The organism is Streptomyces daghestanicus (assembly GCF_020521275.1).
Taxonomy (GTDB): domain Bacteria; phylum Actinomycetota; class Actinomycetes; order Streptomycetales; family Streptomycetaceae; genus Streptomyces; species Streptomyces griseoviridis.
Genome location: NZ_BNDX01000002.1, coordinates 768,697 through 794,183, shown reverse-complemented (window position 1 = coordinate 794,183; position 25,487 = coordinate 768,697). Strand labels below are relative to the sequence as shown.

The window sequence follows — 25,487 nt, the reverse complement described above, 5'->3', positions numbered from 1 at the left end:
GCGGCGAGGGGGTCAGGGTCTGAGGCCGCTGACGATGTCCGCCGTGGCGATCAGCCCGCTGTTGATGGTGGGCGCCATGCTCGTACTCGCCAGGTAGAAGCCCAGCAGCAGACAGACCAGGGCGTGGGAGATCTTGAGCCCGCCGCTGCGCAGGAAGATCACCGCCAGGATCGCCAGCAGCAGCACCACAGAGATGGAAACGGCCATCGTCAACCTCCTCCGCCACGCCGCCTTGTCGGGTTCGCGGCGTTCGGCCGCAAGTGTGGCGTAGCGGAGGGTTCGTCCGGGCGGCTGGGCTGTCCTCCGAACGTGTGGTGTCGTGCCCGCCGGTTACCGCGCCCGGTGGGCGTCCAGGAACGCCTCCAGCCCCGCGAGGTCGTCCGTGTTGAGGTGATCGGTGCCCGCGGCGAGCAGTTCCGTCCAGACCGCGTCCCGGGCCGGGCCCGCCAGATCGGGGGTGGCCCAGAAGCGGACGCGCTGCCCGCGGGCGTGCGCGGTGGCGACGATGCCGTGCAGCTTGCGGCGCTCGGCCGCGGGGAAGGCGCCGACGCCCTGCCAGGTGAAGTTGTTCGCCCAGTTGTCGCTGATCAGCGGGACGAAGGAGGCGGGGGCGGCGCTGCCGAGGTCGGTGAGGCGGCCGTCGTAGAAGGCACTGCGTACGGTCTGCGCCTCCATGGGGGCGCGGGCCGCGCGGTCGCCGGAGACGACGGCGGTGACCGGGCCGGTGCGCACCCGGCCGTGGGCGTAGGTGGTGAACAGGTGCCGGTAGCGGCGGAGCCGGCGGTCGAGTTCCCGGTAGGTCGACGCGCCCTCGGTCTTGACGTCGACGAGCAGTTGGAGCGGGCGGCGGGCACCCCGGTAGACCCGGCCGCCCTGGTCGCGGACGCGGGCGGCGAGCGGGTCGAGGTAGAGGGACTCCAGGGTGCGGGACGGGTCGAGGCCGACGGCGTCGTGGGCGACGAGGAGTTGTCCGTCGACGAGGTGGATGTCGGCCTCGACGCTGCCGAAGCGGTGGTCGAGGGCGTCGAGGAGGGGACGGGGGTGCTCGTAGTCGTTGTGGGCGTGGGCGTGCCGCAACGGGCGCGCGCGGTCGGCGTGTTCGCCGGCCAGCGCGGTGCCGGCGGGCAGGGCGACCGTGCCCGCGAGGGCGGCGCCGAGGGTGGTGAGGGCTCTGCGGCGGGTGGTGAGGGCCATGCTCTGCCTCCCTGGTAGGGCCTTACGGGACCTCAGTGAGTATGCGATCCGGCAGGGACCGGGAAGCGGGGACGTGCGGGGAGTTGGCCGGACCGCCGTCACCCGTTCACCCGGTGCGCGCGGGGAGGCCGGGCGCGCACGCGAAAGCCCGCCCGGGGGCCGGGCGGGCTGCGACCGAACGTGCGGCGGTCAGGGAGCGGGGAGTTCCACCAGCGTGGCCAGGGCCGCCCGGTGGGCGCCCGCCGTGCCGTAGGCGATCGAGTCGGCCTTGGCCCGCTTCAGGTACAGGTGGACGGGGTGTTCCCAGGTCATGCCGATGCCGCCGTGCAACTGGAGGGCCTCCTCGGCGGCGTGGACCGCGACGGGGGCGGCGTACGCCTGCGCGACGGCCACGGAGACGTCGGCGTCCTCGCCGGTGGCGAGCGCGTCCGCGGCGCTGCGGGCGGCGGCGCGCAGATGGGCGGTCTCCAGCCACAGCGCGGCCAGCCGGTGCTTGAGCGCCTGGAAGCCGCCGACGGACCGGTTGAACTGCTTGCGCTCCTTCAGGTAGCGCACCGTTTCCGCCAGTGTCCAGTCGGCGAGGCCGAGTTGCTCGGAGGCGAGCAGTCCGGCGCCGGTCCGCAGGGCCCGTCGTACGGCGGGTTCCGCCTCCCCCAGCCGCTCCCCCGGCGCGCCGTCCAGCGCGACGTCGGCCAGGGGGCGGGTCAGGTCCAGGGAGGTGCGCGGGGTGACGGTCGCGTCGGCGGCGCGCACGGCGTACAGCCCCCCGTCGTCCGCCGGGACGAGCAGCACGTCGGCGACGGCCGCGTCCGCGATGCCGGTCAGCGAGCCGCTCAAAGTGCCGTTCTCCAGCCGTACGGCGGGGAAGGCGGCGCCGGGGGCGGTGTGCAGGCCGACGGCGAGGGCGGCGATCCGGCGGCCGGCGGCCAGCTCGGTCAGCGTGCGGCCGGCGGCACACTCCAGCAGCGCCTCGGTGGCGACGACGGCGCTGGTCAGATACGGGACGGGGGCGACGGCCCGGCCGAGTTCCTCCAGGACGACGGCCGCCTCCCGGTGGCCGGCGCCCTGACCGCCGTACTCCTCGGGGATCAGCAGGCCGGCCAGGCCCATGGCCTCGGTGAGGGACTTCCACGCGGTCAGGTCGTGCGGGGTGTCCGTCTCGGTGCGGGCGATGACACCGGCCGCGTCACAGTGGTCGGTGAGCAGGTCCCGGACGGCGGCGCGCAGCGCCTCCTCTTCCTCCGAGTACAACAGGTCGCTCATCGGGCGAGGTCCTTCCAGGCGACGTCCTTGTCGGTGCGCGGCTCGGCGGGCAGGCCGAGGACGCGTTCGGCGACGATGTTGAGCAGGATCTCGCTGGTCCCGCCCTCGATGCTGTTGCCCTTGGAGCGCAGGTAGCGGTAGCCGGCCTCGCGGCCGGTGAAGTCGACCAGTTCGGGGCGGCGCATGGTCCAGTCGTCGTAGAGGAGGCCCTCCTCGCCGAGGAGATCCACCTCCAGGCCGCTGATCTCCTGGTTGAGGCGGGCGAAGGCCAGTTTCATGCCGGCGCCCTCGGGGCCGGGGTGGCCGACGGCGAGCTGCTGGCCGAGGCGTTCGCCGGTGAGCCGGGCGACCTCGGCCTCCACCCAGAGGGTGAGCAGGCGCTGGTGCAGGTCGTGGGTGCGCAGCTCGGGGCGTTCACGCCACGTCCGGGCGACCGGGCCGATCATGCCGCCCTCGCGGGGCAGGCGCCGGCCGCCGATGGCGACGCGTTCGTTGTTCAGGGTGGTCTGCGCGACACGCCAGCCGTCGCCGACCTCGCCGAGGCGCCGGGTGTCGGGGATGCGCACACCGGTGAGGAACACCTCGTTGAACTCGGCCTCGCCGGTGATCTGCCGCAGCGGCCGGACCTCGACACCGGGGTCGGTCATGTCACAGACGAAGTAGGTGATGCCCCGGTGCTTGGGCAAGTCCGGGTCGGTGCGGGCGATGAGGATGGCCCAGCGGGCGAGATGGGCGCTGGAGGTCCACACCTTCTGCCCGTCGACCACCCAGTCGTCGCCGTCCCGCACCGCGCGGGTGCCGAGCGCGGCGAGGTCGGAGCCGGCGCCGGGCTCGCTGAACAGCTGGCACCACACCTCCTCACCGGTCCACAGCGGGCGCAGGAAGCGCTGCTTCTGCTCGTCGGTGCCGTACTTCAGGAGGGTCGGGGCGGCCATGCCGAGGCCGATGCCGATGCGCCGGGGGTCGTTGTCGGGGGCGCCCGCGGCGGCCAGTGCGGTGTCCACGACGGGCTGGAGGGTGCGGGGCGCGCCGAGGCCGCCGAGGCCCTCCGGGAAGTGCACCCAGGCGAGTCCGGCGTCGAAGCGGGCCCGCAGGAAGTCGAGGCGGTCGGTGGACGCGGGCGGGTGCGCGGCCAGCAGATCCCGGGTGCGCTGCCTGAGTTCCGCTGCGTCGGTCATGCGCCGGCTCCCTTCTCCAGGACGACGGCCACCCGGCCGGTGGTCACACCGTCGGCGACCCGCTGGACGGCCCCGGCGGCGCCGTCCAGCGGCACCCGCTCGCTGACCAGCGGCTTGACCGTGCCGCGCGCGGCCAGTTCGGTGAGCCGCTCGTGGCACTCCAGGACGAGGCCCGGGTTCCTGGTGTTGTACAGACCCCAGTGCAGGCCGAGCACGGCGTAGTTCTTCACCAGGGCGTGGTTCAGGGCGGCGGCGGGGATCTCGCCGCTCGCGAAGCCGACGACCACGATCCGGCCCTCGAAGGCGACGACCTTCGTGGACTGCTTGAAGGCGGCGCCGCCCACCGGGTCGTAGATCACGTCGGCACCGCGCCCGCCGGTGGCCTCCTTGACGGCGGCGATGACGTCCTCGTTCGTGCGGTCGATGACCAGGTCGCAGCCGAGCGCGCGGGCGACGGCGGCCTTCTCCGGGCCGCCGACCACGCCGATGACCGTGGCCCCGGCGGCCTTGCCGAGCTGCACGGCGGCGCTGCCGACCCCGCCGGCGGCGGCATGCACCAGCAGGGTCTCGCCGGCCGCCAGGCGGGCCCGGCGGTGCAGTCCGAACCAGCCCGTCTGGTAGCCGATGTGCAGGGCGGCGGCCTCGGCGTCGTCCAGGGCGTCCGGCGCGGGCAGCAGCGCGGCGGCGTCCGCGACGGTGTACTCGGCGAAGCCGCCGCGCGGCAGCAGCGGGGTGGCGATGACCCGGCGGCCGTCCTCGGTCTCGGCGCAGACCTCCACGCCCGGGGTGAACGGCAGCGGCGGCCTGACCTGGTACTGGCCCCGGCACAGCAGCGCGTCCGGGAAGTTGACGTTCGCGGCGCGGACCCGGAGCAGGACCTGTCCCTCGCCCGGGGCCGGCGGGGGGACCTCCGCGAGGCGCATCACCTCGCCCGGCTCGCCGTTCTCGTGCACCTGCCATGCCTGCATGCGGGGCCTCCACCGACTGCGTCGTCCGTCCGGGTCCACCGCATACTAAGCGGTCGCTTGCCGATCAGGGAACCGTCCCGGGCGTCACGATCGGGTGGACCGCGCCCGGACGTGCACCCGCTCGCCCTGCGACCCGAAGAGGCTGAGGAACTCCACCGGCTCCGGCCCGGCCGTCCCGAACCAGTGCGGAACCCGGGTGTCGAACTCGACGGCCTCCCCGGCACCGATCACCAGATCGTGCTCGCCCAGCACCACGCGCAACCGCCCGGACAGCACGTAGAGCCACTCGTATCCCTCGTGGGTCTGCGGGACCGGTTCCTCCTGCCGGGGCGGCACCAGCACCTTGAACGCCTGGAGGCCGCCGGGCTGGCGGCTGAGCGGCCAGTAGGTGCGGCCGTGGCGCTGGAGCGGCTTGGCCCGGACCCGCGGGTCGCCGACCGGCGGGGCGCCGACCAGCTCGTCGAGCGGCACCTGGTGGGCCTGGGCGATCGGCAGCAGCAGTTCCAGACTGGGCTTGCGCAGCCCCGACTCCAGGCGGGAGAGGGTGCTCAGCGAGATGCCGGTCGCCTCGGAGAGCGCGGCGAGGGTCACCTCGCGCTCCTTGCGGATCTGCCGCAGCCGGGGGCCCACACCGGCGAGAACGTCGTCCTTGGTCATGCACTTATTGCAGAACCGGCAAACGCATTTGTCAATCGGCTGCCGTCCGGGCGACTCTCGGTCACGGAGGTGGTCACCGTGACCGAAGCACAGAAGAAGCAGCGGAACGAGGCGTACGACGTGGTCGTGGTGGGGGGCGGGGCGGCCGGGCTGTCCGCCGCGCTGGTGCTGGGCCGGGCCCGGCGGCGGGCCCTCGTCGTGGACGCCGGGGAGCCGCGCAACGCGCCGGCCGCCCACATGCAGGGCTACCTGTCCCGGGACGGGATGCCGCCCGCCGAGTTCCTGGCGGCCGGCCGCGAGGAGGTCGCGTCGTACGGCGTCGAGCAGGTCCGGGACCGGGCGGTCACCGTGACCCGGGACGACGGCGGCTTCGCCGTGGAGCTGGCCGGCGGACGGTGCGTGCGCGCCCGGCGGCTGATCGTCACCACCGGGCTGAAGGACGAACTGCCGGAGATCCCCGGGGTGGCGGAGCGGTTCGGGCGGGACGTGGTGCACTGCCCGTTCTGCCACGGCTGGGAGGTGCGGGACGAGCGGTTCGGGGTGGTCGCGAGTACGCCGCTGAGCGTGCACCAGGCACTGATGGTGACGGGCTGGTCCGACGACGTCACTCTGTTCCTGCACACCGTCGAGGAGTCCGGGCTGTCCGACCAGGACCTGCGGCGGCTGGCCGCGGCCGGGGTCAAGGTGGTGCCCGGGGAGGTCGCCGGGCTGGTGGTCGACGACGACCGGATCACCGGCGTACGGCTGGCGGACGGCTCGGTGCACGAGCGGTCGGTGGTGTTCGTCGCGCCGCGGGCCGTGCCGCGGACCGGGCTGCTGGAGCAGCTCGGCGCGGAGCTGACGGAGACCCCGTTCGGGTCGTATCCGGTGGTGGACGCGAGCGGGCAGACCAGTGTGCCGGGGGTGTACACCGCGGGCAACGCGATGGGCTTCGGCGAACAGGTCGTACACGCGGTGAGCGGCGGCTACCGGGCGGCCTCCGCCGTCGTCGGCGACCTGATCATGTCGGACGTGGACGCGACGCTGGAGGGATGAGGGGCCGTTCCCCTCTCCGGCGAGGTCCGGCTCGGACGGCCGCCCGTCCGGACCCGGCCGCGCCTCGGAGGGATTCCGGTGAGAAACCCCGGGAGCCCGAGCCGGAGGTGTGAGCCCGCCCCTCCCGGTGCACCATGAAGGGCATGCTGCTCGCCCGGCTGGCCCAGGTGTCCCGGGAGGTCGCCGCCACCTCGGCGCGGTCCCGGAAGACCGCCCTGCTCGCGGAGTTGTTCCGGGAGGCGGAGGCGGCGGACGTCCCCGTGGTCATCCCGTACCTGGCGGGCCGCCTGCCGCAGGGGCGGATCGGCGTCGGCTGGAAGGTGCTGGGCCGGCCGGTCGCGCCCGCCGCCGAACCGGCGCTGACCGTGCGCGAGGTCGACGCCCTGCTCACCCGCCTCGCCGCCGTGTCCGGGCCCGGCGCGCTGGCCGAGCGGACCCGGCTGGCCGGGGAACTGATGGGCGCGGCCACCGAGGACGAACAGCGCTTCCTGCTGGGGCTGCTCACCGGCGAGGTCCGGCAGGGCGCCCTGGACGCGGTCGCCGTCGAGGGCCTGGCCCAGGCCACCGGGGCGGCCCCGGCGGACGTACGGCGGGCGGTGATGCTCGCCGGTTCGCTGCGGACGGTGGCCGAGGCCCTGCTCGCCGAGGGCCCGCAGGCGCTCGGCCGCTTCCGGCTCACCGTGGGCCGCCCGGTGCTGCCGATGCTGGCGCACAGCGCCTCCTCGGTGGCCGAGGCGGTCGGCAAGCTGGGCGGCTGCGCGGTCGAGGAGAAGCTCGACGGCATCCGCGTGCAGGTGCACCGCGACGGGGACGCGGTACGGCTGTACACCCGCACCCTGGACGACATCACCGACCGGCTGCCGGAGGTGCGGGCGGCGGCGCTGGGCCTGCCCGGCGAGCGGTTCGTGCTGGACGGCGAGGTCATCTCCTTCGGCCCGGACGGGCGTCCCCGGTCCTTCCAGGAGACGGCCGGGCGGGTCGGTTCGCGCACGGACGTCGCCACGGCCGCGCGGGCGGTGCCCGTCTCCCCCGTGTTCTTCGACGCCCTGCTGGTCGACGGCCGCGACCTGCTCGACCTGCCGCTGTCCGAGCGGCACGCGGAGCTGGCGCGGCTGGTGCCGGAGCCGATGCGGGTGCGGCGCCTGGTGACGGCGGGCCCCGAGGACGCGGGCGCGGCGGAGGAGTTCCTCGCCCGGACGCTGGCGCGAGGCCACGAGGGCGTCGTGGTCAAGGGCCTGGACGCCGCCTACAGCGCCGGGCGGCGGGGCGCCTCCTGGCTGAAGGTGAAGCCCGTGCACACCCTGGACCTGGTGGTGCTGGCCGCCGAGTGGGGCCACGGCCGCCGCACCGGCCGGCTCTCCAACCTGCACCTGGGCGCCCGTGCCGCCGACGGCTCCTTCGTGATGCTCGGCAAGACCTTCAAGGGCATGACCGACGCGATGCTGGCCTGGCAGACCGGGCACCTGACCGCGCTGGCCGTCGAGGAGCACCGCTGGGGCGTGACCGTCCGCCCCGGCCTGGTCGTCGAGATCGCCTACGACGGCCTCCAGCGCTCGACCCGCTACCCGGCCGGCGTCACCCTCCGCTTCGCCCGCGTGGTCCGCTACCGCGAGGACAAGCGCCCCGAGGACGCCGACACCGTCGAGACCCTGCTCGCCGCCCACCCGGAGATCGCGCCGTGAAGCCACCGGCGGCCGGCCGCCGGGTGCCTCCTGCGACCGGCCGCCGGTCCTCCCCGGGAACCGGCCGGCCAGTCCCCGCGGAGACCGCCCCGCCGGTCCTGCCGGACATCACCCGCCGCATCCCCCCGGAGACCCCCCGATGACTCCCCGCCAAGCCCGGCCCGTCAAGCGCAGCGCCGGTCTCCTGCTGTACCGCCGGGACCCGGAGGGCCGCCTCGAGGTCCTCCTCGGCCACATGGGCGGCCCGTTCTTCGCCCGGCGCGAGCAGGGCGCCTGGACGGTCCCCAAGGGGGAGTACGAGGACGGCGAACCGGCCTGGGACGCGGCCCGGCGCGAGTTCGAGGAGGAGCTGGGGCTGCCGCCGCCCGGGACCGCCGACGCCGTGCCCCTCGGGGAGGTGCGGCAGTCCGGCGGCAAGCTGGTCACGGTCTGGGCGGTCGAGGCCGACCTCGACCCGGCGACGGTCGTGCCCGGCACGTTCCGGATGGAGTGGCCGCCGCGGTCGGGCCGGGAGCAGGAGTTCCCGGAGCTGGACCGGGTGGCCTGGCTGCCGCTGGACCGGGCCCGCGAGGTGGTCGTCACCGCGCAGGCCGCGTTTCTCGACCGCCTGGCGGAGCACTCGCACTGACGACGGACCTCCGCGTTGCGGCGCCCGGCGCCCCGCGCGAAGGTCGAAGCACGACCCGCCCCCAGGGAGGCCAGCCATGCCCATCGCCACGGTGAACCCGGCCAGCGGCGAGACGGTCCGGACGTACCAGGCCATGGGCGAGGAGGAGATCGAACGCCGTCTCCAGCTCGCCGAGGCCACGTTCCGCACGTACCGGACGACCACGTTCGAGGAACGGGCCCGGCTGCTGCACCGGGCGGCGGACCTGCTGGAGGCCGACAGGGACGAGATCGGCCGGGTCATCACCACCGAGATGGGCAAGCCGGTCACACAGGCCCGCGCGGAGGCCGCCAAGTGCGCGAAGGCGATGCGCTGGTACGCCGACCACGCGGCGGAGCTGCTGGCCGACGAGGAGCCGGCCGAGGCGGACGTGAAGGACTCCGGCGGCTCCCGCGCGCTGGTGCGCTACCGGCCGCTCGGCCCGGTGCTGGCGGTCATGCCCTGGAACTTCCCCCTGTGGCAGGTCGTCCGGTTCGCCGCGCCCGCGCTGATGGCGGGCAACGTCGGTCTGCTCAAGCACGCCTCGAACGTGCCCGGGACCGCCCTGTACCTGGAGGACCTCTTCCACCGCGCGGGCTTCACCGAGGGCTGCTTCCAGACCCTGCTGATCGGCTCGGCGGCCGTCGACGACATCCTGCGCGACGAGCGGGTGAAGGCCGCCACCCTCACCGGCAGCGAGCCGGCGGGCCGCGCGGTCGCCGCCACCGCCGGGGAGATGATCAAGAAGACGGTGCTGGAGCTGGGCGGCAGCGACCCGTTCATCGTGATGCCGTCCGCGGACATCGACCGGGCCGCCGAGGTCGCGGTCACCGCGCGGACGCAGAACGCCGGGCAGTCCTGCATCGCCGCCAAGCGCTTCATCGTGCACGCCGATGTCTACGACGCCTTCACGGAGCGGTTCGTGGCGGGCATGAAGGCGCTGAGGGTCGGCGACCCGATGGAGGAGGACACGCAGGTCGGCCCGCTCTCCAGCGAGCGGGGCGTCGAGGACCTGGTGGAGCTGGTCGAGGACGCCGTGCGCGGCGGCGCGACGGTGCTCTGCGGCGGCGAGCGGCCCGACGGGCCCGGTTGGTTCTACCCGCCGACCGTGCTGGCCGGCATCGACCGGGAGATGCGCATCCACCGCGAGGAGACCTTCGGCCCGGTCGCCACGCTGTACCGGGTGGCCGACCTGGACGAGGCCGTCCTGATCGCCAATGACACCGACTTCGGCCTCAGTTCTAACGTCTGGACGCGTGACGAGGCGGAGGTCGACCGGTTCGTGCGGGACCTGGAGGCGGGCGGCGTGTACGTGAACGGCATGACGGCCTCGCACCCCGCGTTCCCGTTCGGCGGCGTCAAGCGGTCGGGTTACGGACGTGAGCTGTCCGGGCACGGAATCCGGGAGTTCTGCAACATCACCACCGTATGGCACGGAGCGTGACCCGTCCGCGACTACGATCCGTTCCTGTGACCCGCGAAGTGACCCTCCCCCTGATCGTCGACTCCCGCGGCACCCTCCAGGTGGCCGCGGCCGACGTGAGCAAGCTGCTGCGCACGGTCGGCGGGCGGTGGCTGCGCCTGGTGGAGACCGGCGAGGACGGCCGGCTGGACGAGGACACCGTGGCCGCCCTCACCATCGAGCTGGCCAAGCTCGCCGACCGGATCGACGTGGCCTGCATCGCGCACAGCAGCGGTCAGTCGACCTGACCTTCCCCAGGCCGCTCCAGCTCCCACAGGCTGTGCCAGAACAACGCCTCGTACGCCTGGAGCAGCCGCCCGTAGCGGTGCACGAGGTCCTCGTTGAGATGGCCGCCGTCCAGTCCCGCCTGGACGGCGGCCGTCGCCTTGTGTTCCAGGGCGGGGTCGGGCGCGGCGAAGAAGTCGAAGAAGGCGCACGCCTCGTCGGTGAAGCCGTAGTGGCGGCGCAGGGCGTCGGCGACGGTGGCGCAGTAGCTGCCCCAGGCGGAGAAGTTGGCGTGCACGGCGAGGACCGTCTCGGCGGGTGAGCCGTTCAGCGCGAGCCAGGCCACGTACGCGGGGTAGGACTGGCAGCCGGGCAGCGGCTCGTGGGCGACGGACCGGCTCTCCCCCACGCCGCAGGCCGCGGCGAACGCCTCCAGCTTCCCGGCGGCGACCGCCTCGCCCTCCGCGAGCGCGGTGAACCAGTCGGCGAGCGGCGGGGTCCCGGCGGTGCGGTGCGCCAGGTACGCGAAGGCCCGGCGGTCGGCGGCGATCACCCAGCGCTGCTCCAGGGCGAGCGCGGCGAGCGTGTCCCGGCTCGCCGCGCCCCGCGCGAGCAGCGGCACGAACCGGTTGGCCCGGGGGTCTGGGGCCAGCTTCCCGGTGGTCGTCTCCAGCAGCTGCCGTGCCGTCCGGGCCATGGTGTCCTCCGTCTTCCGCGCCGCGCCGCGCCGCCTCCACTCTCCCAGGCTCCCCGGGATGGAGTAACCCCGCGAGAGATCGGCGTCCCGCCGGGTGATCGTTGGAGGAACACCCCCAGGGGTGGACCACTTTCTGACCGGGGGGCGCAAGGGCCTTCCGGGAGGCGAAAGCAGGCACGGTTCATGGCGACTTTGTGCAGACCCTCGGTGTCCGTCCCAGAGCACGTGATCACGATGGAGGAGACGCTGGAGCTGGCGCGTGAGCGTCACGCCGACCACCCCCAACTGCCGCTGGCCCTCCGGCTGATCGAGAACACCGGCGTGCGCACCCGGCACATCGTGCAACCCATCGAGGAAACCCTGAAGCACCCGGGGTTCGAGGACCGGAACAAGCTCTACGAGGCCGAGGCCAAGGCCCGCGTCCCGGCGGTGATCCAGCGGGCGCTGGACGACGCGGAGGTGCTGCCCACCGACATCGACGTGATCATCTACGTCTCGTGCACGGGTTTCATGATGCCCTCGCTCACCGCGTGGCTGATCAACGAGATGGGCTTCGACAGCACGACCCGGCAGATACCCATCGCCCAGCTCGGCTGCGCGGCCGGCGGCGCGGCGATCAACCGGGCCCACGACTTCTGCACGGCCTACCCCGAGGCCAACGCGCTGATCGTGGCCTGCGAGTTCTGCTCGCTGTGCTACCAGCCCACCGACATCGGCATCGGCTCGCTGCTCTCCAACGGCCTCTTCGGCGACGGCATCGCCGCCGCGGTGGTCCGCGGCCGGGGCGGCACCGGCGTGACGCTGGAGCGCAACGGCTCGTACCTGATCCCCAAGACCGAAGAGTGGATCATGTACGACGTGAAGGCGACCGGCTTCCACTTCCTGCTGGACAAGCGGGTGCCGGCCACCATGGAGCCGCTGGCGCCCGCGCTGGTGCGGCTGGCCCGCGACCACGGCTGGGACGCCACCGACCTCGACTTCTACATCGTGCACGCGGGCGGCCCGCGCATCCTGGACGATCTGAGCAAGTTCCTCCAGGTCGAGCCGCACGCGTTCCGGTTCAGCCGGGCGACGCTGACCGAGTACGGCAACATCGCCAGCGCCGTCGTCCTGGACGCGCTGCGCCGCCTCTTCGACGAGGGCGGCGCGCCGGAACGGGCCCGCGGACTGCTGGCCGGGTTCGGTCCCGGCATCACCGCGGAGATGTCGCTGGGCCGCTGGGGGACCGCCGACAAGAAACAGGGCGTGAGACGAACGTGAGCGAAGAGACGATTCCGCAGACCGCGCCGCCCGTGCGGGAGTGGCCGGTCCCGGACCTGCCCGGCACGGAGTTCGACCCGGTGCTGCGCGAGCTGATGGCCGAGGGGCCGGTGTCCCGGATCTCGCTGCCCAACGGCGAGGGCTGGGCCTGGCTGGTGACCCGGTACGACGACGTGCGGATGGTCACCAACGACCCCCGGTTCGGCCGGGAGGCGGTGATGGACCGGCAGGTGACCCGACTGGCCCCGCACTTCATCCCGGCCCGGGGCGCGGTCGGTTTCCTCGATCCGCCGGACCACACCCGGCTGCGCCGCTCGGTGGCCGCGGCCTTCACCGCGCGGGGCGTGGAACGGGTCCGCGAGCGGTCCCGGGCGATGCTGGAGGAGCTGACCGACGCGATGCTGGCGCAGGGCCCGCCCGCCGACCTCACGGCGGCGGTGCTCAGTCCCTTCCCCATCGCGGTGATCTGCGAGCTGATGGGCGTCCCCGCGGCCGACCGGCACGGCATGCACACCTGGACCCAGCTCATCCTGTCCTCCTCGCACGGCGCCGACGTCAGCGAACGCGCCAAGCAGGAGATGGGCGCCTACTTCGCCGATCTCATCGGGCTGCGCGAGAACAGCGCCGGCGAGGACGTGGCGTCCCTGCTGGGCGCGGCCGTCGGCCGGGAGGAGATCACCCTCCAGGAGGCGGTGGGGCTCGCGGTGCTGCTCCAGATCGGCGGCGAGGCGGTCACCAACAACAGCGGGCAGCTCTTCTACACCCTGCTGACCCGTCCCGAGCTGGCCGAACGGCTGCGCGCCGAACCGGAGATCCGGCCGAAGGCCATCGACGAACTGCTGCGCTGGATCCCGCACCGCAACGCGGTCGGGCTCTCCCGGATCGCCCTGGAGGACGTCGAGGTCCGGGGGGTGCGCATCCGGGCGGGCGACGCGGTCTACGTCTCCTACCTGGCCGCCAACCGCGACCCCGAGGTGTTCCCCGACCCCGAGGCCATCGACCTCACCCGCGATCCCAACCCGCACGTCTCCTTCGGGTTCGGCCCGCACTACTGTCCGGGCGGCATGCTGGCCCGGCTGGAGTCGGAGCTGCTGGTGGACGCCCTGCTGGACCGGGTGCCGGGGCTGCGCCTGGCGGTGGCGCCGGAGGACGTGCCGTTCAAGAAGGGCGCGCTGATCCGTGGGCCCGAAGCGCTGCCGGTCGCCTGGTGAGCCGACGATGACGGCGACCGAGGGGCTGCTGGTGCCGCCGGGGCACGGCCGGGTGGTCGAGGCCCCGGCCCAGCACGTGACGTTCAAGGTGACCGGTTCGCATTCGCGGATGGCGTCCACCTTCGAGGTGATCGTGCCGCCGGGCTTCGACGTCGGCGCCCATGTGCACACCCGCAGCGAGGAACTGTTCTACGTGCTCGACGGCGAGCTGGACGTGCTCGCCTTCGAGCCGCGCGTCCGCACCCCCGACAACTGGCAGCGCTGGGAGTCGAGTGCGGGCAGCCGGGTGGTCCGTGCCACCCCGGGCACGGTCATCGTCGTGCCGCCCGGCTGCCCGCACGCGTTCGCGAACCCGACGGACACGCCGGCGAAGATGTTCTTCCAGGCGAGCCCGCCACCGGATCACGAACGCTACTTCGAGGAACTCCTGGAGATCCTCCAGGACGGCGGCGAACCGGACCACGCCGCCATCGAGGCCCTCCGCGCCAAGTACGACATCCAGCAGCTCACACCGCTGAGACACCGGTGAGAGCACCGCACCCGGGGGCACGGGGGAACCGCGCGCGGCCCTACCGGATCGGCATCCCCGACAGCGTCCTGGCGATGACCAGCCGCTGGATCTCGCTCGTGCCTTCGAAGATCGTGTAAATGGCGCTGTCCCGGTGCATCCGCTCCACCGGGTACTCCCGCGTGTAGCCGTTGCCGCCCAGGATCTGGACCGCCTGGGCGGTCACCTTCTTCGCCGTCTCGCTGGCGAAGAGCTTGGACATCGAGCCCTCGGCCGCGGTGAACGGCTTGCCGTTGATGGCCATCCAGGACGCCCGCCACACCAGCAGCCGCGCCGCGTCGACGGCGGTGCGCATGTCGGCGAGCTGGAAGGCGACGCCCTGGTTGTCGATGATGGGCCGGCCGAACTGCTCACGGGTCCTGGCGTAGTCGAGGGCGACCTCGTAGGCGGCGCGGGCGGTGCCGACCGCCATCGCGCCGACGGCCGGGCGGGACGCCTCGAAGGTGGCCATCGCCGCGTTCTTCACGCGCTCGCCGCCCTTCCTGGCCTTCTCCCGGGCGCGGGCGAGACGGGCGTCCAGCTTCTCCTTGCCGCCGAGCAGGCAGGAGCCGGGGACGCGCACGTCGTCCAGGATGACCTCGGCGGTGTGCGAGGCGCGGATGCCGTGCTTCTTGAACTTCTGGCCCTGGGAGAGGCCCTTCGTGCCCGGCGGGACGATGAAGGAGGCGTGCCCCTTGGAGCCCAGCTCCGGGTCGACGACGGCGACGACCACGTGGACGTTGGCGATGCCGCCGTTGGTCGCCCAGGTCTTGGTGCCGTTGAGGACCCACTCGTCCTTGGCCTCGTCGTAGACGGCACGGGTGCGCATGGAGGCGACGTCGGAGCCGGCGTCGGGCTCGGAGGAGCAGAAGGCGGCGACCTTGACGTCGTTGACGTCGCCGTACATCTGCGGGATCCAGGTGCCGATCTGCTCCTCGGTGCCGTTGGCGAGGACGCCGACGGCGGCGAGGCCGGTGCCGACGATCGACAGGGCGATGCCCGCGTCGCCCCAGAACAGCTCCTCCATCGTCATCGGGATGCCGAGGCCGGTGGCGTCGAAGTACTGCTGGGCGTAGAAGTCGAGGGAGTAGATGCCGACCTTGGCGGCCTCCTGGATGACCGGCCAGGGAGTCTCCTCACGCTCGTCCCATTCGGCGGCGGCGGGACGGATGACGTCGGCGGCGAAGCCGTGCAGCCAGTCCCGCACCTCCTTCTGTTCGTCGTTGAGCTCCATGGTGAACTCGGCCATGTCCCCTCCAGTGACGCACCTGCGTGTTACTAACGGTAACAGCGAGTCTGTTACCGATGGGTAAGAAAAGTCAACTCCCCTCCGGGGGGTCGGCAGCCCGTTCGATCGCCGAGGGGCGGTGAATGCTAGTTTGCGCAGGCGTCACCGAATCGGCACAGCTGGGGAGAGCACATGGAGACCAGGCAGCGGACCGGTCAGCAGCGGTCCGCCGACCGCCGGCGGCGAGAGCTGCTGGAGGCCGCCGACCGGGTGGTGCTGCGCGACGGGCCGCATGCCTCGATGAACGCCATCGCGGCCGAGGCGGGCATCACCAAGCCCATCCTCTACCGGCACTTCGGCGACAAGGGCGGACTCTACGCCGCTCTCGCCCAGCGCCACACGGACGCCCTCCTCGCCTCGCTGCGGGCCGCCCTGGACGCCCCGGCGGAGCGGCGCCGGCGCGTCGCGTCCACCCTGGACACCTATCTGGCGGCCATCGAGGCCCGCCCGCAGGTGTACCGCTTCCTGATGCATCCGGCCGACAGCCCCCAGGGCGAGGCGGGCTTCGACGTCGGCAAGCACTCGGCGCCGCTGCTGCGCCGCATGGGCGAGGAACTGGCCCAGGTGATCGAGGAGCGGCTCGACCTCGGCCCCGGCAGCGAGCGGCTGTCCCGGGTGTGGGGGCACGGGATCGTCGGGATGATGCACGCCGCCGGCGACTGGTGGCTCGGTGAACGCCCCTGCGACCGCGCGGAGTTGGTCGAAGGACTGACCGACCTGCTGTGGGGCCGGCTGGCGGCGGCGGACGACCGGACCGGCGGCCCCGGTTTCTGATGCCCGCCGGGCTCGCTAGGAAGCGCCGCCCCAGGAGGTCCGGGCGGCCCGCCGCAGCACCCGGCGCCGGCGCCATCCCGTCAGGTGGTCGACGTACAGGCGACCGTCGAGGTGGTCGCTCTCGTGCTGGAGGCAGCGCGCGAAGAAGCCCGAGCCGTGCACGGTGACCGGCGCCCCGTCCGCAGTGAAGCCCTCGACGACGGCGTGGTCGTACCGCTCGGTCCCGGCCTCCAGGCCCGGCAGCGACAGACAGCCCTCCGGACCGCGCACCACCACCCCGTCGGCCGCCACCAGCCGCGGATTGACCACGTGACCCAGGTGGCGCACGTCCTCGTCGTCCGGGCAGTCGTACACGAAGACCCGCAGCGGCTCGCCGATCTGGTTGGCGGCCAGGCCCACGCCCCGGGCGGCGTACATGGTGGCGAACAAATCCTCCACGAGGACGGCCAGTTCGGGGCCGAAGTCGGTGACCTCGCGGCACGGCTCGCGCAGTACCGTGTCTCCGAGCAGGGTGAGGGGCCGGACGCGCCCGCGGGCGCCCGGGATCGGGCCGTGTCGCATGGCCGCAAGCGTACGGGTCCCTCGCACCCCCTTCCGGCCCCGCCCGCGCGGGCCGCGATTCGGGAGTGTTCATGGATCTCGATAGGCTGAGGTCCACACCACGTGGCCGTCAGGCTTCCCAGGCTTCAGGCGCGGCGCGTACGGCAAGGAGGATCGAGAACTGATGGCAGGCAACTCGGACCCGCTCACGCCGCGGGCCAAGCTGGCCGTGACCGCGGGCAAGGCGGTCGCGGCGGCGTCCCGTGCGGCGGGACGCGGCAGCGGTTCGGTGATCGGCGGCCGGGTCGCGCTGAAACTCGACCCCGACCTCCTCGCCCGGCTCGCCCAGCACCTGGACGTGACCCTGGTCTCGGCGACCAACGGCAAGACCACCACCACCCGGCTCATCGCCGAGGCGCTCAAGGCGGCCGGCCCGGTCGTCTCCAACGCGCTCGGCGCCAACATGCCGGCCGGCATCACCTCGGCGCTGGCCGGCGGCGCGGACGCCCGGTACGGCGTCATCGAGGTCGACGAGAAGTACCTCGTCGGCGTCGCCCAGGCCACCGAGCCCAAATGCATCGCCCTGCTCAACCTCTCCCGCGACCAGCTCGACCGCGCCGCGGAGACCCGCATGCTCGCGGAGAACTGGCGGGAGGGCCTGGCCGGCACCAAGTCCGTCGTCGTCGCCAACTGCGACGACCCGCTGGTGGTCTGGGCCGCCTCCTCCTCGCCCAACGTGGTCTGGGTGGCCGCCGGGCAGATGTGGAAGGACGACGCCTGGTCCTGCCCGTCCTGCGGCGGCGTGATGCAGCGCCCCGGCGACGACTGGTTCTGCGGCGAGTGCGGCTTCCGCCGCCCCACCCCGAGCTGGGCGCTCTCCGGCGACCACGTCATCGACCCGAACGGCTCCGCCTGGCCGATCCACCTCCAGCTCCCCGGCCGCGCCAACAAGGCCAACGCCGCCTCCTCGGCGGCCGTGACCGCCGTCTTCGGGGTGCCGCCGCAGGTCGCGCTGGAGCGGATGTACCAGGTGCAGGCGGTCGCGGGACGGTACGACGTCGTCCAGTTCCAGAACCGGGACCTGCGGCTGCTGCTCGCCAAGAACCCGGCCGGCTGGCTGGAGACCTTCTCCCTGATCGACCCGCCGCCCACGCCGGTGATCCTTTCGGTCAACGCGCGCGGCGCCGACGGCACCGACACCTCGTGGCTGTGGGACGTCGACTACACGCGGCTCACCGGCCACCCGATCTGCGTGATCGGCGACCGGAAGCTGGACCTCGCGGTCCGCCTGGAAGTGGCGAACCAGCAGTTCCAGGTCTGCGACAACCTCGACCAGGCGGTGCAGCAGTGCCCGCCGGGCCGGATCGAGGTCATCGCCAACTACACCGCCTTCCAGGACCTGCGCCGCCGCGTCGGCAACTGATCCACGAGACACCTGTAGGGGACTTGAGAGTGAGCGACAATCAGCTGCGGGTCGTGTGGATCTACCCCGACCTGCTCAGCACCTACGGCGACCAGGGCAACGTCCTCGTCGTCGAGCGCCGGGCGCGCCAGCGCGGCCTGGACGTGGCCAGGCTGGACGTGCGCAGCGACCAGCCGATCCCGACCTCCGGCGACATCTACCTGATCGGCGGCGGTGAGGACCGGCCGCAGCGGCTCGCGGCGGAGCGGCTGCGCCGCGACGGCGGGCTGCACCGGGCGGTGGGCAACGGCGCGATCGTCTTCTCGGTCTGCGCCGGCTACCAGATCCTCGGCCACGAGTTCGTCAACGACCTCGGCCAGCGCGAGCCCGGCCTCGGCCTGCTCGACGTGGTCTCGGTGCGCGGCGAGGGCGCGCGGTGCGTCGGCGACGTCCTCGGCGACATCGACCCGCGCCTCGGCCTGCCCCCGCTGACCGGCTTCGAGAACCACCAGGGCGTCACCCACCTGGGTCCGACCGCCCGCCCGCTCGCCCAGGTCCGCTTCGGCAACGGCAACGGCACCGGGGACGGCACGGAGGGCGCGTACAACGACACGGTCTTCGGTACGTACATGCACGGGCCGGTGCTCGCGCGCAACCCGCTCATCGCGGACCTGCTGCTGAAGCTGGCCCTCGACGTGAACGCGCTGCCGCCGACCGACGACCGCTGGTACGAGGCGCTGCGCACCGAGCGGATCGCGGCGGCGGAGCAGCCCGCCTGACGTCTCTCCCAAGGGGAGGCGCGGGGCCCGTCTGATGGGACATACGCACAGGTGAGCGGGCTCGTCCAGCAAGCGGACGCCCGGTGCGGGCCCGCCCCCCGGTGCCGCTAGGGTGGCGGGGATCGAGCCGGACAGGGCGGTCCGGTCCCGTGTCCCCCTTCGAGAAGGTGTTCCGTGCTATGCGCATTGGTGTCCTCACCTCCGGCGGCGACTGCCCCGGCCTGAACGCGGTCATCCGGTCCGTCGTACACCGTGCCGTCGCCGATCACGGCGACGAGGTCATCGGTTTCCGGGACGGCTGGAAGGGCCTCCTGGAGTGCGACTACCTCAAGCTGGACCTCGACGCGGTCGGCGGCATCCTCGCCCTCGGCGGCACGATCCTCGGCTCGTCCCGGGTCCGTCCCGAGCACCTGCGGGACGGCGTGGAGCGGGCCCGGGGGCATGTCGCGGAGCTGGGGCTCGACGCGATCATCCCGATCGGCGGCGAGGGCACGCTGAAGGCGGCCCGGCTGCTGTCCGACAACGGGCTGCCGATAGTCGGGGTGCCCAAGACCATCGACAACGACATCGCCGTCACGGACGTCACCTTCGGCTTCGACACCGCCGTGACGGTCGCGACGGAGGCGCTGGACCGGCTGAAGACCACCGCCGAGTCGCACCAGCGGGTGCTGATCGTGGAGGTCATGGGCCGGCACACCGGCTGGATCGCGCTGCACTCCGGCATGGCGGCCGGCGCGCACGCCGTCGTCGTCCCCGAGCGGCCCTTCGACATCGAGGAACTGGCCGCGAAGGTCGGCGAGCGGTTCTCGGCGGGCAAGCGGTTCGCGATCGTGGTCGCGGCGGAGGGCGCGAAGCCGAAGCCGGGGACCATGGCGTTCGACGAGGGCGGCAAGGACGTCTACGGGCACGAGCGGTTCGCGGGGATCGCCCGGCAGCTCTCCGTCGAACTGGAGCGGCGGCTCGGCAAGGAGGCGCGGCCGGTGATCCTCGGGCATGTGCAGCGGGGCGGGACGCCCACGGCGTACGACCGGGTGCTGGCGACGCGGTTCGGGTGGCACGCGGTGGAGGCCGCGCATCGCGGGGAGTTCGGGAGGATGACCGCGCTGCGGGGGACGGACATCGTGACGGTGCCGCTGGCGGAGGCGGTGGAGACGCTGAAGACCGTGCCGGACGAGCGGTACGCGGAAGCGGAGTGCGTGCTTTGACCTGCGGGGCGTCGGCGGGTCGGCTGTGGTTGCGCGCGCCCGCCCGGCGAGCCGCGTGTCGAGTCGGCCCCGCGCCCCTGTGGCGCGCTGCTCCGCCCCCGGTGACGTCAGGTGCCGGGGGCGGTTCTAGTCTTGGGGCGGACAGACCGCGGCAATCAGCACGAAACAGGAGCCGGTGATGGATCACAGCGGGCACGGCATGACCATGGATCTGCCGCCGTTCACGCTGGGGCGGGGGTTCGCGTGGTCGACGGACCCGTTCTTCCTCGTCGCCTGTCTGCTGGGGCTCGCCCTCTACGGCTGGGGGGTCGTGCGGCTGGTGCGGCGCGGGGACGCCTGGCCGGCCGGGCGGACGACCGCGTTCGCCGCCGGTGTGCTGAGCATCGCGCTGATGATGTGCACCAGGCTCAATGACTACGGCATGGTCATGTTCAGCGTGCACATGGTGCAGCACATGGTCATCAGCATGGTGTCGCCGATCCTGATCCTGCTCGGCGCGCCGGTCACCCTCGCGCTGCGCGCGCTGCCGCCGGCCTCGGTGCGCGGCAGCAAGGGGCCGCGGGAGCTGCTGCTGATGCTGCTGCACAGCCGGTACATGCGGGTGGTCACCCACCCGGTCTTCACCATCCCGCTGTTCATCGCGAGCCTGTACGCGCTGTACTTCACGCCGCTGTTCGACTTCCTGATGGGCTCGAAGGTCGGGCACGTGGCGATGATGGTGCACTTCCTCGCCGTCGGCCTGGTCTTCTTCTGGCCGATCATGGGCGTGGACCCGGGGCCGCACCGGCCGGGCTACCTGATGCGGATGCTGGAGCTGTTCGCGGGCATGCCGTTCCACGCGTTCTTCGGGATCGCGCTGATGATGGCGTCCTCGCCGATGGTCTCCACGTTCGAGAACCCGCCCGCCTCGCTCGGCATCGACGCGCTCTCCGACCAGAACGCGGCCGGCGGGATCGCCTGGGCGTTCAGCGAGGTGCCGTCCGTGCTGGTGCTGATCGCGCTGCTGTTCCAGTGGTACGCCTCCGACCAGCGGCAGGCCAGGCGGAAGGACCGCGCCGCCGACCGGGACGGCGACAAGGAGCTGGAGGCGTACAACGCGTATCTGGCCTCCTTGCAGACGCGCGGGAGCTGAGCGGGCGCTCCCGGGGCACCATGGAGGGGAACGGACCCTTGAGGAGGGTGTCGCGATGCCCGGTTCCACGGACGGTTCCACGAAGACGATGGGGGCGCTCACCATCGGCGCCCTGGTGGCCGTGACGGCCTACACGGTGGCGCTCGGCAGCAACGGCTGGCTGTGGTTCGGCTGGGTCGTGCTGGGGCTGATCACCCTGGGGATGGTGGCCACGCGCAGCGCCTAGCCGGGGTCACGCGCGCGATGGCCGGACGCCCGGCTGGTACTTCGGGAGCCGGACGGTGATCTTCATGCCGGCGCCGACGGCGGTCTCGATGACGAGGCCGTGGTCGTCGCCGTAGACCTGGCGGAGCCGGTCGTCCACGTTGGACAGGCCGATGCCGCCGGACGGGCTGGCCTCGCGGGCGAGGATGGCCCGGAGCAGGCCGGGGTCCATGCCCGCGCCGTCGTCCTCGATGACGACGAGCGCCTCGGCGCCCGCGTCCTGCGCGGTGATCTGGATGTGGCACCGGTCGGACTTGCCCTCCAGACCGTGTTTGACGGCGTTCTCCACCAGGGGCTGGAGGCAGAGGAAGGGCAGGGCGACCGGCAGTACCTCGGGGGCGATCTGGAGGGTGACCGCGAGGCGGACGCCGAAGCGGGCGCGGACCAGGGCCAGGTAGTGGTCGATGGCGTGCAGTTCGTCGGCGAGGGTGGTGAAGTCGCCGTGCCGGCGGAACGAGTAGCGGGTGAAGTCGGCGAACTCCAGGAGCAGCTCGCGGGCGCGCTCGGGGTCGGTGCGGACGAAGGACGCGATCACCGCGAGCGAGTTGAAGATGAAGTGCGGGGAGATCTGGGCGCGCAGGGCCTTGATCTCGGCCTCGATGAGGCGGGTGCGGGAGCGGTCGAGGTCGGCCAGTTCCAGCTGGACCGAGACCCAGCGGGCCACCTCGCCCGCCGCCCTGACGAGGACGGCGGACTCGCGGGGCGCGCAGGCCACCAGGGTGCCGAGGACGCGGTCGTCGACGGTGAGCGGGGTGACGACGGCCCAGCGGACCGCGCAGTCGGGGGTGGCGCAGGTGAGCGGGAATGCCTCGCCGCGGCCGGTCTCCAGCGGCCCGGCGAGCCGGTCCATGATCTCGGTGCGGTGGTGGGCGCCGGCGCCGTCCCAGACCAGGACGCCCTCGGTGTCGGTCAGGCAGAGCGCGTCGGTGCCGAGCAGGGAGCGGAGCGTGCGGGCGGACTTGCGGGCGGTCTCCTCGGTCAGGCCCGCCCGGAGCGGGGGCGCGGCGAGGGATGCGGTGTGCAGGGTCTGGAAGGTGGCGTGCTCGACGGGGGTGCCGAGCCCGCCGAGGCTCTCGGGGCGGGCGGTGCGCCGGCCCAGCCAGAAGCCGGCCGCGAGGAGGGGGAGCACGGCGACGCAGAGGCCGGCCAGGAATCCGCTCATGACGCCGCCGCCTCCCGGCTCAGGTCCTGGGTGTGCAGTTCCTCGGGCAGGTGGAAGCGGGCCAGGATCGCCGCCGTGCCGGCCGGGACCCGGCCCGGGGTGGCCAGGGAGACCAGGACCATGGTGAGGAAGCCGAGCGGCACCGACCAGAGCGCGGGCCAGGCCAGCAGGGCGTGCGGCGCGCCGGGGCCGGGTGAGCCGGCCATCGTCGCGGCCACGGCGAGCAGGGCCGAGCCGCCGCCCACCAGCATGCCGGCGGCGGCGCCGGGCGGGGTCAGCCGCCGCCACCAGATGCCGAGGACCAGCAGCGGGCAGAAGGAGGAGGCGGAGACGGCGAAGGCGAGGCCCACCGCGTCGGCGACCGGCAGCCCGCCCACGAGGACGCTCGCGGCGAGCGGCACGGCCATGGCGAGGACGGTGCCGAGCCGGAAGTGACGCACCCCCCGGGTGGGCAGCACGTCCTGGGTGAGGACGCCCGCGACGGCCATGGTCAGGCCGGAGACGGTGGACAGGAACGCGGCGAAGGCGCCGCCCGCGACGAGGGCGCCGAGCAGGTCACCGCCCACTCCCCCGATCATGCGGCCGGGCAGCAGCAGGACGGCGGCGTCGGCGTCGCCGGTGAGGGTCAGCTCGGGGGCGTAGAGGCGGCCGAGGGCGCCGTAGACGGGGGGCAGCAGATAGAAGGCGCCGATCAGGGCGAGGACGGCGACGGTGGTGCGGCGGGCGGCGACGCCGTGCGGGCTGGTGTAGAAGCGGACGACGACGTGCGGCAGGCCCATGGTGCCGAGGAAGGTGGCGACGATCAGGCCGTAGGTGGCGTACAGCGGGCGTTCGGTCCGGCTCTCGGCGCGGGACGGGGAGAGGGCGTCGTCGGCGCCGTGCGCGGTGGCCGCCGGGACGGAGGTGCCGGCGGCGAAGGTCAGGCGGGTGCCGGCGGCGATGCGGTGGGGGCCGGCGGGCAGATGGAGCCGGGTGCCGGCGTGGCGGCGGCCGTCCACGGTGCCGTGGGCCTCGACGGTCAGGGGTCGGTCGAGTCTCAGGGTGAGGCCGTCCTCGACGCGTACGGTGCGCTGCTCGCGGAAGGCGGCGGGTTCGTCGAAGGCGCGGCTGGGGGCGCCGTCGGCCTGCCAGGCGAGGATCAGGAAGAGGGCGGGGACGAGCAGGGCGGTGAGCTTGAGCCAGTACTGGAACGCCTGGACGAAGGTGATGCTGCGCATGCCGCCGGCGGCGACCGTGGCGGTGACGACGGCGGCGACGATGACCCCGCCGAGCCAGTCGGGCGCGTCGGTGAGCACGGTCAGGGTCAGACCGGCGCCCTGGAGCTGGGGCAGGAGGTAGAGCCAGCCGACGCCGACCACGAAGGCGCCCGCGAGGCGCCGTACCGCCTGGGAGGCGAGCCGGGCCTCGGCGAAGTCGGGCAGCGTGTAGGCGCCGGAGCGGCGCAGCGGAGCGGCGACGAAGAGGAGGAGCACCAGGTAGCCGGCGGTGTAGCCGACCGGGTACCAGAGCATGTCGGGGCCCTGGACCAGGACCAGGCCGGCGATCCCGAGGAAGGACGCGGCGGAGAGGTACTCGCCGCTGATGGCGGCGGCGTTGAGGCGGGGGCCGACGGTGCGGGAGGCTACGTAGAAGTCGCTGGTGGTGCGGGAGACGCGCAGGCCGAAGGCGCCGACGAGGACGGTCGCGACGACGACGAGGGCGACGGCGGGGACGGCGTAACTGGAGTTCACGGCGGGCGGTTTCCGGTCCTGGTGTTCCTAGCGGTCCTCGACCAGGCGGACGAAGTCGCGTTCGTTGCGTTCGGCGCGGCGGACGTACCAGCGGGCGAGCACGACCAGCGGGGCGTACAGGGCGAAGCCGAGGACGGCCCACTCCAGGCGGCGGGCCCCGGGCAGCGCGGCGAACAGCAGCGGGAGCGGGCCGATGAGCAGGGCGAGCACGGCGAACCCGGTGAGCGCGGCGCGCAGTTGGGTGCGCATCAGTGAGCGGACGTAGGTGTGGCCGAGGGTGGTCTGCTCGTCGATCTCGGTGCGCGGGCGGTAGTAGGCGCGGGGGCGGGGGCCGCGGCGGGGCGGACCGGTGACGGTGACGCGGCGTTCGGCGGGGTCCTGGGGCACGGCTCAGGCCCTCCTCATCAGCAGGTCGCGCAGTTCACGGGCGTGGCGGCGGCTGACCTGGAGTTCCTCGCCGCCGGCGACGACGCTGACCGTGCCGGCGTCCAGGCGGAGTTCGCCGACGTGGCGCAGGGCGACCAGGTGGCGGCGGTGGATGCGGACGAAGCCGCGGGAGCGCCAGCGCTCCTCCAGCGTGGACAGCGGGATGCGGACGAGGTGGCTGCCCTGCGCGGTGTGCAGCCGGGCGTAGTCGCCGCGGGCCTCGACGTGGGTGATGTCGTCGACGGCGACGAACCGGGTGACGCCGCCGAGTTCGACGGTGATGTGGTCGGGGTCGGGTTCGTGCACGGGGATGTCGGGCACGGGGATGCGGGGCAGGGCGCCGCTCAGGTCGGCGGCGCGGCGGACGGCCTCGGCGAGGCGTTCGCGGCGGACGGGTTTGAGGACGTAGTCGACGGCCTTCAGATCGAAGGCCTGTACGGCGAAGTCCTCATGGGCGGTGACGAACACGACCAGCGGCGGCCGGGCGAAGCCGGTCAGCAGCCGGGCCAGGTCCAGGCCGTCCAGGCCGGGCATCTGGATGTCGAGGAAGACCACGTCGAGGGCGTCCGGCCCGTCGGGGCCCGACTCCAGCGCGCGGTTGACGCGGCGCAGCGCCTCGGTGGCGTCGCCGGCGCCCTCCACGGCCGCGATCCGCGGGTCGGCATCGAGCAGGTACACCAGCTCCTCCAGCGAGGGGCGTTCGTCGTCGACGGCGAGGGCGCGCAGCATGGACGTGGAGTCTAGGTGCGATCCGCGTGGG

The 25,487-nt window shown here is 73.3% G+C and carries 27 protein-coding genes; 14 read left to right on the top strand and 13 right to left on the bottom strand.

The window, feature by feature from the left end:
• Positions 1–12: 12 nt before the first annotated feature.
• The 6 genes from Sdagh_RS03840 to Sdagh_RS03815 form a co-directional block, all read right to left on the bottom strand.
• Entirely contained in the window at positions 13–207 is a 195-nt protein-coding gene (locus Sdagh_RS03840; protein ID WP_189421561.1) for a hypothetical protein, read from the bottom strand.
• Between the two features lie 123 nt (positions 208–330).
• Positions 331–1,194: a phosphatidylinositol-specific phospholipase C/glycerophosphodiester phosphodiesterase family protein gene (locus tag Sdagh_RS03835; protein WP_189421560.1), complete on the bottom strand. Its 864-nt coding sequence runs from the start codon at positions 1,192–1,194 to the stop codon at positions 331–333.
• A gap of 189 nt (positions 1,195–1,383) precedes the next feature.
• Positions 1,384–2,457 carry an acyl-CoA dehydrogenase family protein gene (locus Sdagh_RS03830; RefSeq protein ID WP_190011030.1) on the bottom strand — a complete coding sequence of 358 codons (1,074 nt, stop codon included), beginning with the start codon at positions 2,455–2,457 and terminating at the stop codon, positions 1,384–1,386.
• A complete protein-coding gene (locus Sdagh_RS03825) occupies positions 2,454–3,635 on the bottom strand; it encodes an acyl-CoA dehydrogenase family protein (protein ID WP_189421558.1) in 1,182 nt (393 codons plus the stop codon). Before Sdagh_RS03825 ends, Sdagh_RS03830 begins: the two co-directional genes overlap by 4 nt.
• Positions 3,632–4,603, bottom strand: a complete 972-nt coding sequence (locus Sdagh_RS03820; RefSeq protein ID WP_189421557.1) for an NADPH:quinone oxidoreductase family protein — start codon at positions 4,601–4,603, stop codon at positions 3,632–3,634. Before Sdagh_RS03820 ends, Sdagh_RS03825 begins: the two co-directional genes overlap by 4 nt.
• Positions 4,604–4,687: 84 nt before the next feature.
• Entirely contained in the window at positions 4,688–5,260 is a 573-nt protein-coding gene (locus Sdagh_RS03815; protein WP_189421556.1) for a helix-turn-helix domain-containing protein, read from the bottom strand.
• A 78-nt stretch (positions 5,261–5,338) separates the two neighbouring features.
• Between Sdagh_RS03815 and Sdagh_RS03810 the strand changes: the two genes are divergently transcribed.
• The 5 genes from Sdagh_RS03810 to Sdagh_RS03790 all read left to right on the top strand — a co-directional run bounded on the left by Sdagh_RS03810 (position 5,339) and on the right by Sdagh_RS03790 (position 10,333).
• Positions 5,339–6,295, top strand: a complete 957-nt coding sequence (locus tag Sdagh_RS03810; protein WP_226534505.1) for an NAD(P)/FAD-dependent oxidoreductase — start codon at positions 5,339–5,341, stop codon at positions 6,293–6,295.
• A 143-nt stretch (positions 6,296–6,438) separates the two neighbouring features.
• A complete protein-coding gene (locus tag Sdagh_RS03805) occupies positions 6,439–7,977 on the top strand; it encodes an ATP-dependent DNA ligase (protein ID WP_189421555.1) in 1,539 nt (512 codons plus the stop codon).
• Positions 7,978–8,116: 139 nt separating this feature from the next.
• A complete protein-coding gene (locus Sdagh_RS03800) occupies positions 8,117–8,605 on the top strand; it encodes an NUDIX hydrolase (protein WP_189421554.1) in 489 nt (162 codons plus the stop codon).
• A gap of 76 nt (positions 8,606–8,681) precedes the next feature.
• A complete protein-coding gene (locus Sdagh_RS03795) occupies positions 8,682–10,067 on the top strand; it encodes an NADP-dependent succinic semialdehyde dehydrogenase (RefSeq protein ID WP_190011028.1) in 1,386 nt (461 codons plus the stop codon).
• 26 nt (positions 10,068–10,093) lie between these two features.
• The gene (locus tag Sdagh_RS03790; RefSeq protein ID WP_189421552.1) at positions 10,094–10,333 is read left to right on the top strand and encodes a DUF6213 family protein; all 240 of its coding nucleotides are present in this window, start codon (positions 10,094–10,096) and stop codon (positions 10,331–10,333) included.
• Here Sdagh_RS03790 and Sdagh_RS03785 read toward each other — a convergent pair.
• Positions 10,321–11,007: a thiaminase II/PqqC family protein gene (locus Sdagh_RS03785; RefSeq protein WP_190077888.1), complete on the bottom strand. Its 687-nt coding sequence runs from the start codon at positions 11,005–11,007 to the stop codon at positions 10,321–10,323. The two genes, Sdagh_RS03790 and Sdagh_RS03785, sit on opposite strands and share 13 nt — an antisense overlap.
• Between Sdagh_RS03785 and Sdagh_RS03780 the strand changes: the two genes are divergently transcribed.
• Genes Sdagh_RS03780 through Sdagh_RS03770 form a run of 3 tightly spaced genes read left to right on the top strand, consistent with a single transcriptional unit; the run spans position 10,987 to position 14,007 of the window.
• Complete coding sequence (locus Sdagh_RS03780) at positions 10,987–12,267, top strand: type III polyketide synthase (RefSeq protein WP_264201178.1); 1,281 nt, start codon at positions 10,987–10,989, stop codon at positions 12,265–12,267. The two genes, Sdagh_RS03785 and Sdagh_RS03780, sit on opposite strands and share 21 nt — an antisense overlap.
• Positions 12,264–13,478, top strand: coding sequence for a cytochrome P450 (locus Sdagh_RS03775; RefSeq protein ID WP_190077887.1), 1,215 nt, complete (start codon positions 12,264–12,266; stop codon positions 13,476–13,478). Before Sdagh_RS03780 ends, Sdagh_RS03775 begins: the two co-directional genes overlap by 4 nt.
• A 7-nt stretch (positions 13,479–13,485) precedes the next feature.
• Entirely contained in the window at positions 13,486–14,007 is a 522-nt protein-coding gene (locus Sdagh_RS03770; protein ID WP_189421548.1) for a cupin domain-containing protein, read from the top strand.
• 40 nt (positions 14,008–14,047) lie between these two features.
• Here the strand turns inward: Sdagh_RS03770 and Sdagh_RS03765 are convergent, their stop codons facing one another.
• Positions 14,048–15,274 (bottom strand): acyl-CoA dehydrogenase family protein, encoded by a 1,227-nt coding sequence (locus tag Sdagh_RS03765; RefSeq protein WP_189421547.1) that lies wholly within the window; start codon positions 15,272–15,274, stop codon positions 14,048–14,050.
• Positions 15,275–15,445: 171 nt separating this feature from the next.
• Between Sdagh_RS03765 and Sdagh_RS03760 the strand changes: the two genes are divergently transcribed.
• Complete coding sequence (locus tag Sdagh_RS03760; protein WP_189421546.1) at positions 15,446–16,087, top strand: TetR/AcrR family transcriptional regulator; 642 nt, start codon at positions 15,446–15,448, stop codon at positions 16,085–16,087.
• A 15-nt stretch (positions 16,088–16,102) separates the two neighbouring features.
• Here Sdagh_RS03760 and def read toward each other — a convergent pair whose 3' ends face one another.
• Positions 16,103–16,648, bottom strand: coding sequence for a peptide deformylase (gene def / locus Sdagh_RS03755; protein WP_189421545.1), 546 nt, complete (start codon positions 16,646–16,648; stop codon positions 16,103–16,105).
• A gap of 163 nt (positions 16,649–16,811) precedes the next feature.
• On the opposite strand from def, the gene Sdagh_RS03750 reads away from it, so the two are divergent.
• The 5 genes from Sdagh_RS03750 (at position 16,812) to Sdagh_RS03730 (ending at position 21,371) form a co-directional block, all read left to right on the top strand.
• Positions 16,812–18,050 carry a MurT ligase domain-containing protein gene (locus Sdagh_RS03750; RefSeq protein ID WP_189421544.1) on the top strand — a complete coding sequence of 413 codons (1,239 nt, stop codon included), beginning with the start codon at positions 16,812–16,814 and terminating at the stop codon, positions 18,048–18,050.
• 29 nt (positions 18,051–18,079) lie between these two features.
• Positions 18,080–18,808, top strand: coding sequence for a type 1 glutamine amidotransferase (locus Sdagh_RS03745; protein WP_189421543.1), 729 nt, complete (start codon positions 18,080–18,082; stop codon positions 18,806–18,808).
• Between the two features lie 179 nt (positions 18,809–18,987).
• On the top strand, positions 18,988–20,013 hold the full coding sequence (locus Sdagh_RS03740; RefSeq protein ID WP_189421542.1) for a 6-phosphofructokinase: 1,026 nt from the start codon (positions 18,988–18,990) through the stop codon (positions 20,011–20,013).
• Between the two features lie 178 nt (positions 20,014–20,191).
• Positions 20,192–21,145 carry a cytochrome c oxidase assembly protein gene (locus tag Sdagh_RS03735; protein ID WP_190077886.1) on the top strand — a complete coding sequence of 318 codons (954 nt, stop codon included), beginning with the start codon at positions 20,192–20,194 and terminating at the stop codon, positions 21,143–21,145.
• Positions 21,146–21,200: 55 nt separating this feature from the next.
• The gene (locus tag Sdagh_RS03730) at positions 21,201–21,371 is read left to right on the top strand and encodes a hypothetical protein (protein WP_189421540.1); all 171 of its coding nucleotides are present in this window, start codon (positions 21,201–21,203) and stop codon (positions 21,369–21,371) included.
• 6 nt (positions 21,372–21,377) lie between these two features.
• Here the strand turns inward: Sdagh_RS03730 and Sdagh_RS03725 are convergent, their stop codons facing one another.
• The 4 genes from Sdagh_RS03725 to Sdagh_RS03710 are packed head-to-tail and all read right to left on the bottom strand — an operon-like array spanning position 21,378 to position 25,456.
• Positions 21,378–22,571 carry a sensor histidine kinase gene (locus Sdagh_RS03725; protein WP_189421539.1) on the bottom strand — a complete coding sequence of 398 codons (1,194 nt, stop codon included), beginning with the start codon at positions 22,569–22,571 and terminating at the stop codon, positions 21,378–21,380.
• Complete coding sequence (locus Sdagh_RS03720) at positions 22,568–24,301, bottom strand: sodium/solute symporter (RefSeq protein WP_189421538.1); 1,734 nt, start codon at positions 24,299–24,301, stop codon at positions 22,568–22,570. The genes Sdagh_RS03725 and Sdagh_RS03720 overlap by 4 nt, the downstream gene beginning before the upstream one ends.
• Positions 24,302–24,328: 27 nt before the next feature.
• Complete coding sequence (locus Sdagh_RS03715) at positions 24,329–24,688, bottom strand: hypothetical protein (RefSeq protein ID WP_189421537.1); 360 nt, start codon at positions 24,686–24,688, stop codon at positions 24,329–24,331.
• Positions 24,689–24,691: 3 nt separating this feature from the next.
• Positions 24,692–25,456, bottom strand: coding sequence for a LytR/AlgR family response regulator transcription factor (locus Sdagh_RS03710; protein WP_190077885.1), 765 nt, complete (start codon positions 25,454–25,456; stop codon positions 24,692–24,694).
• Between the last annotated feature and the right edge of the window lie 31 nt (positions 25,457–25,487).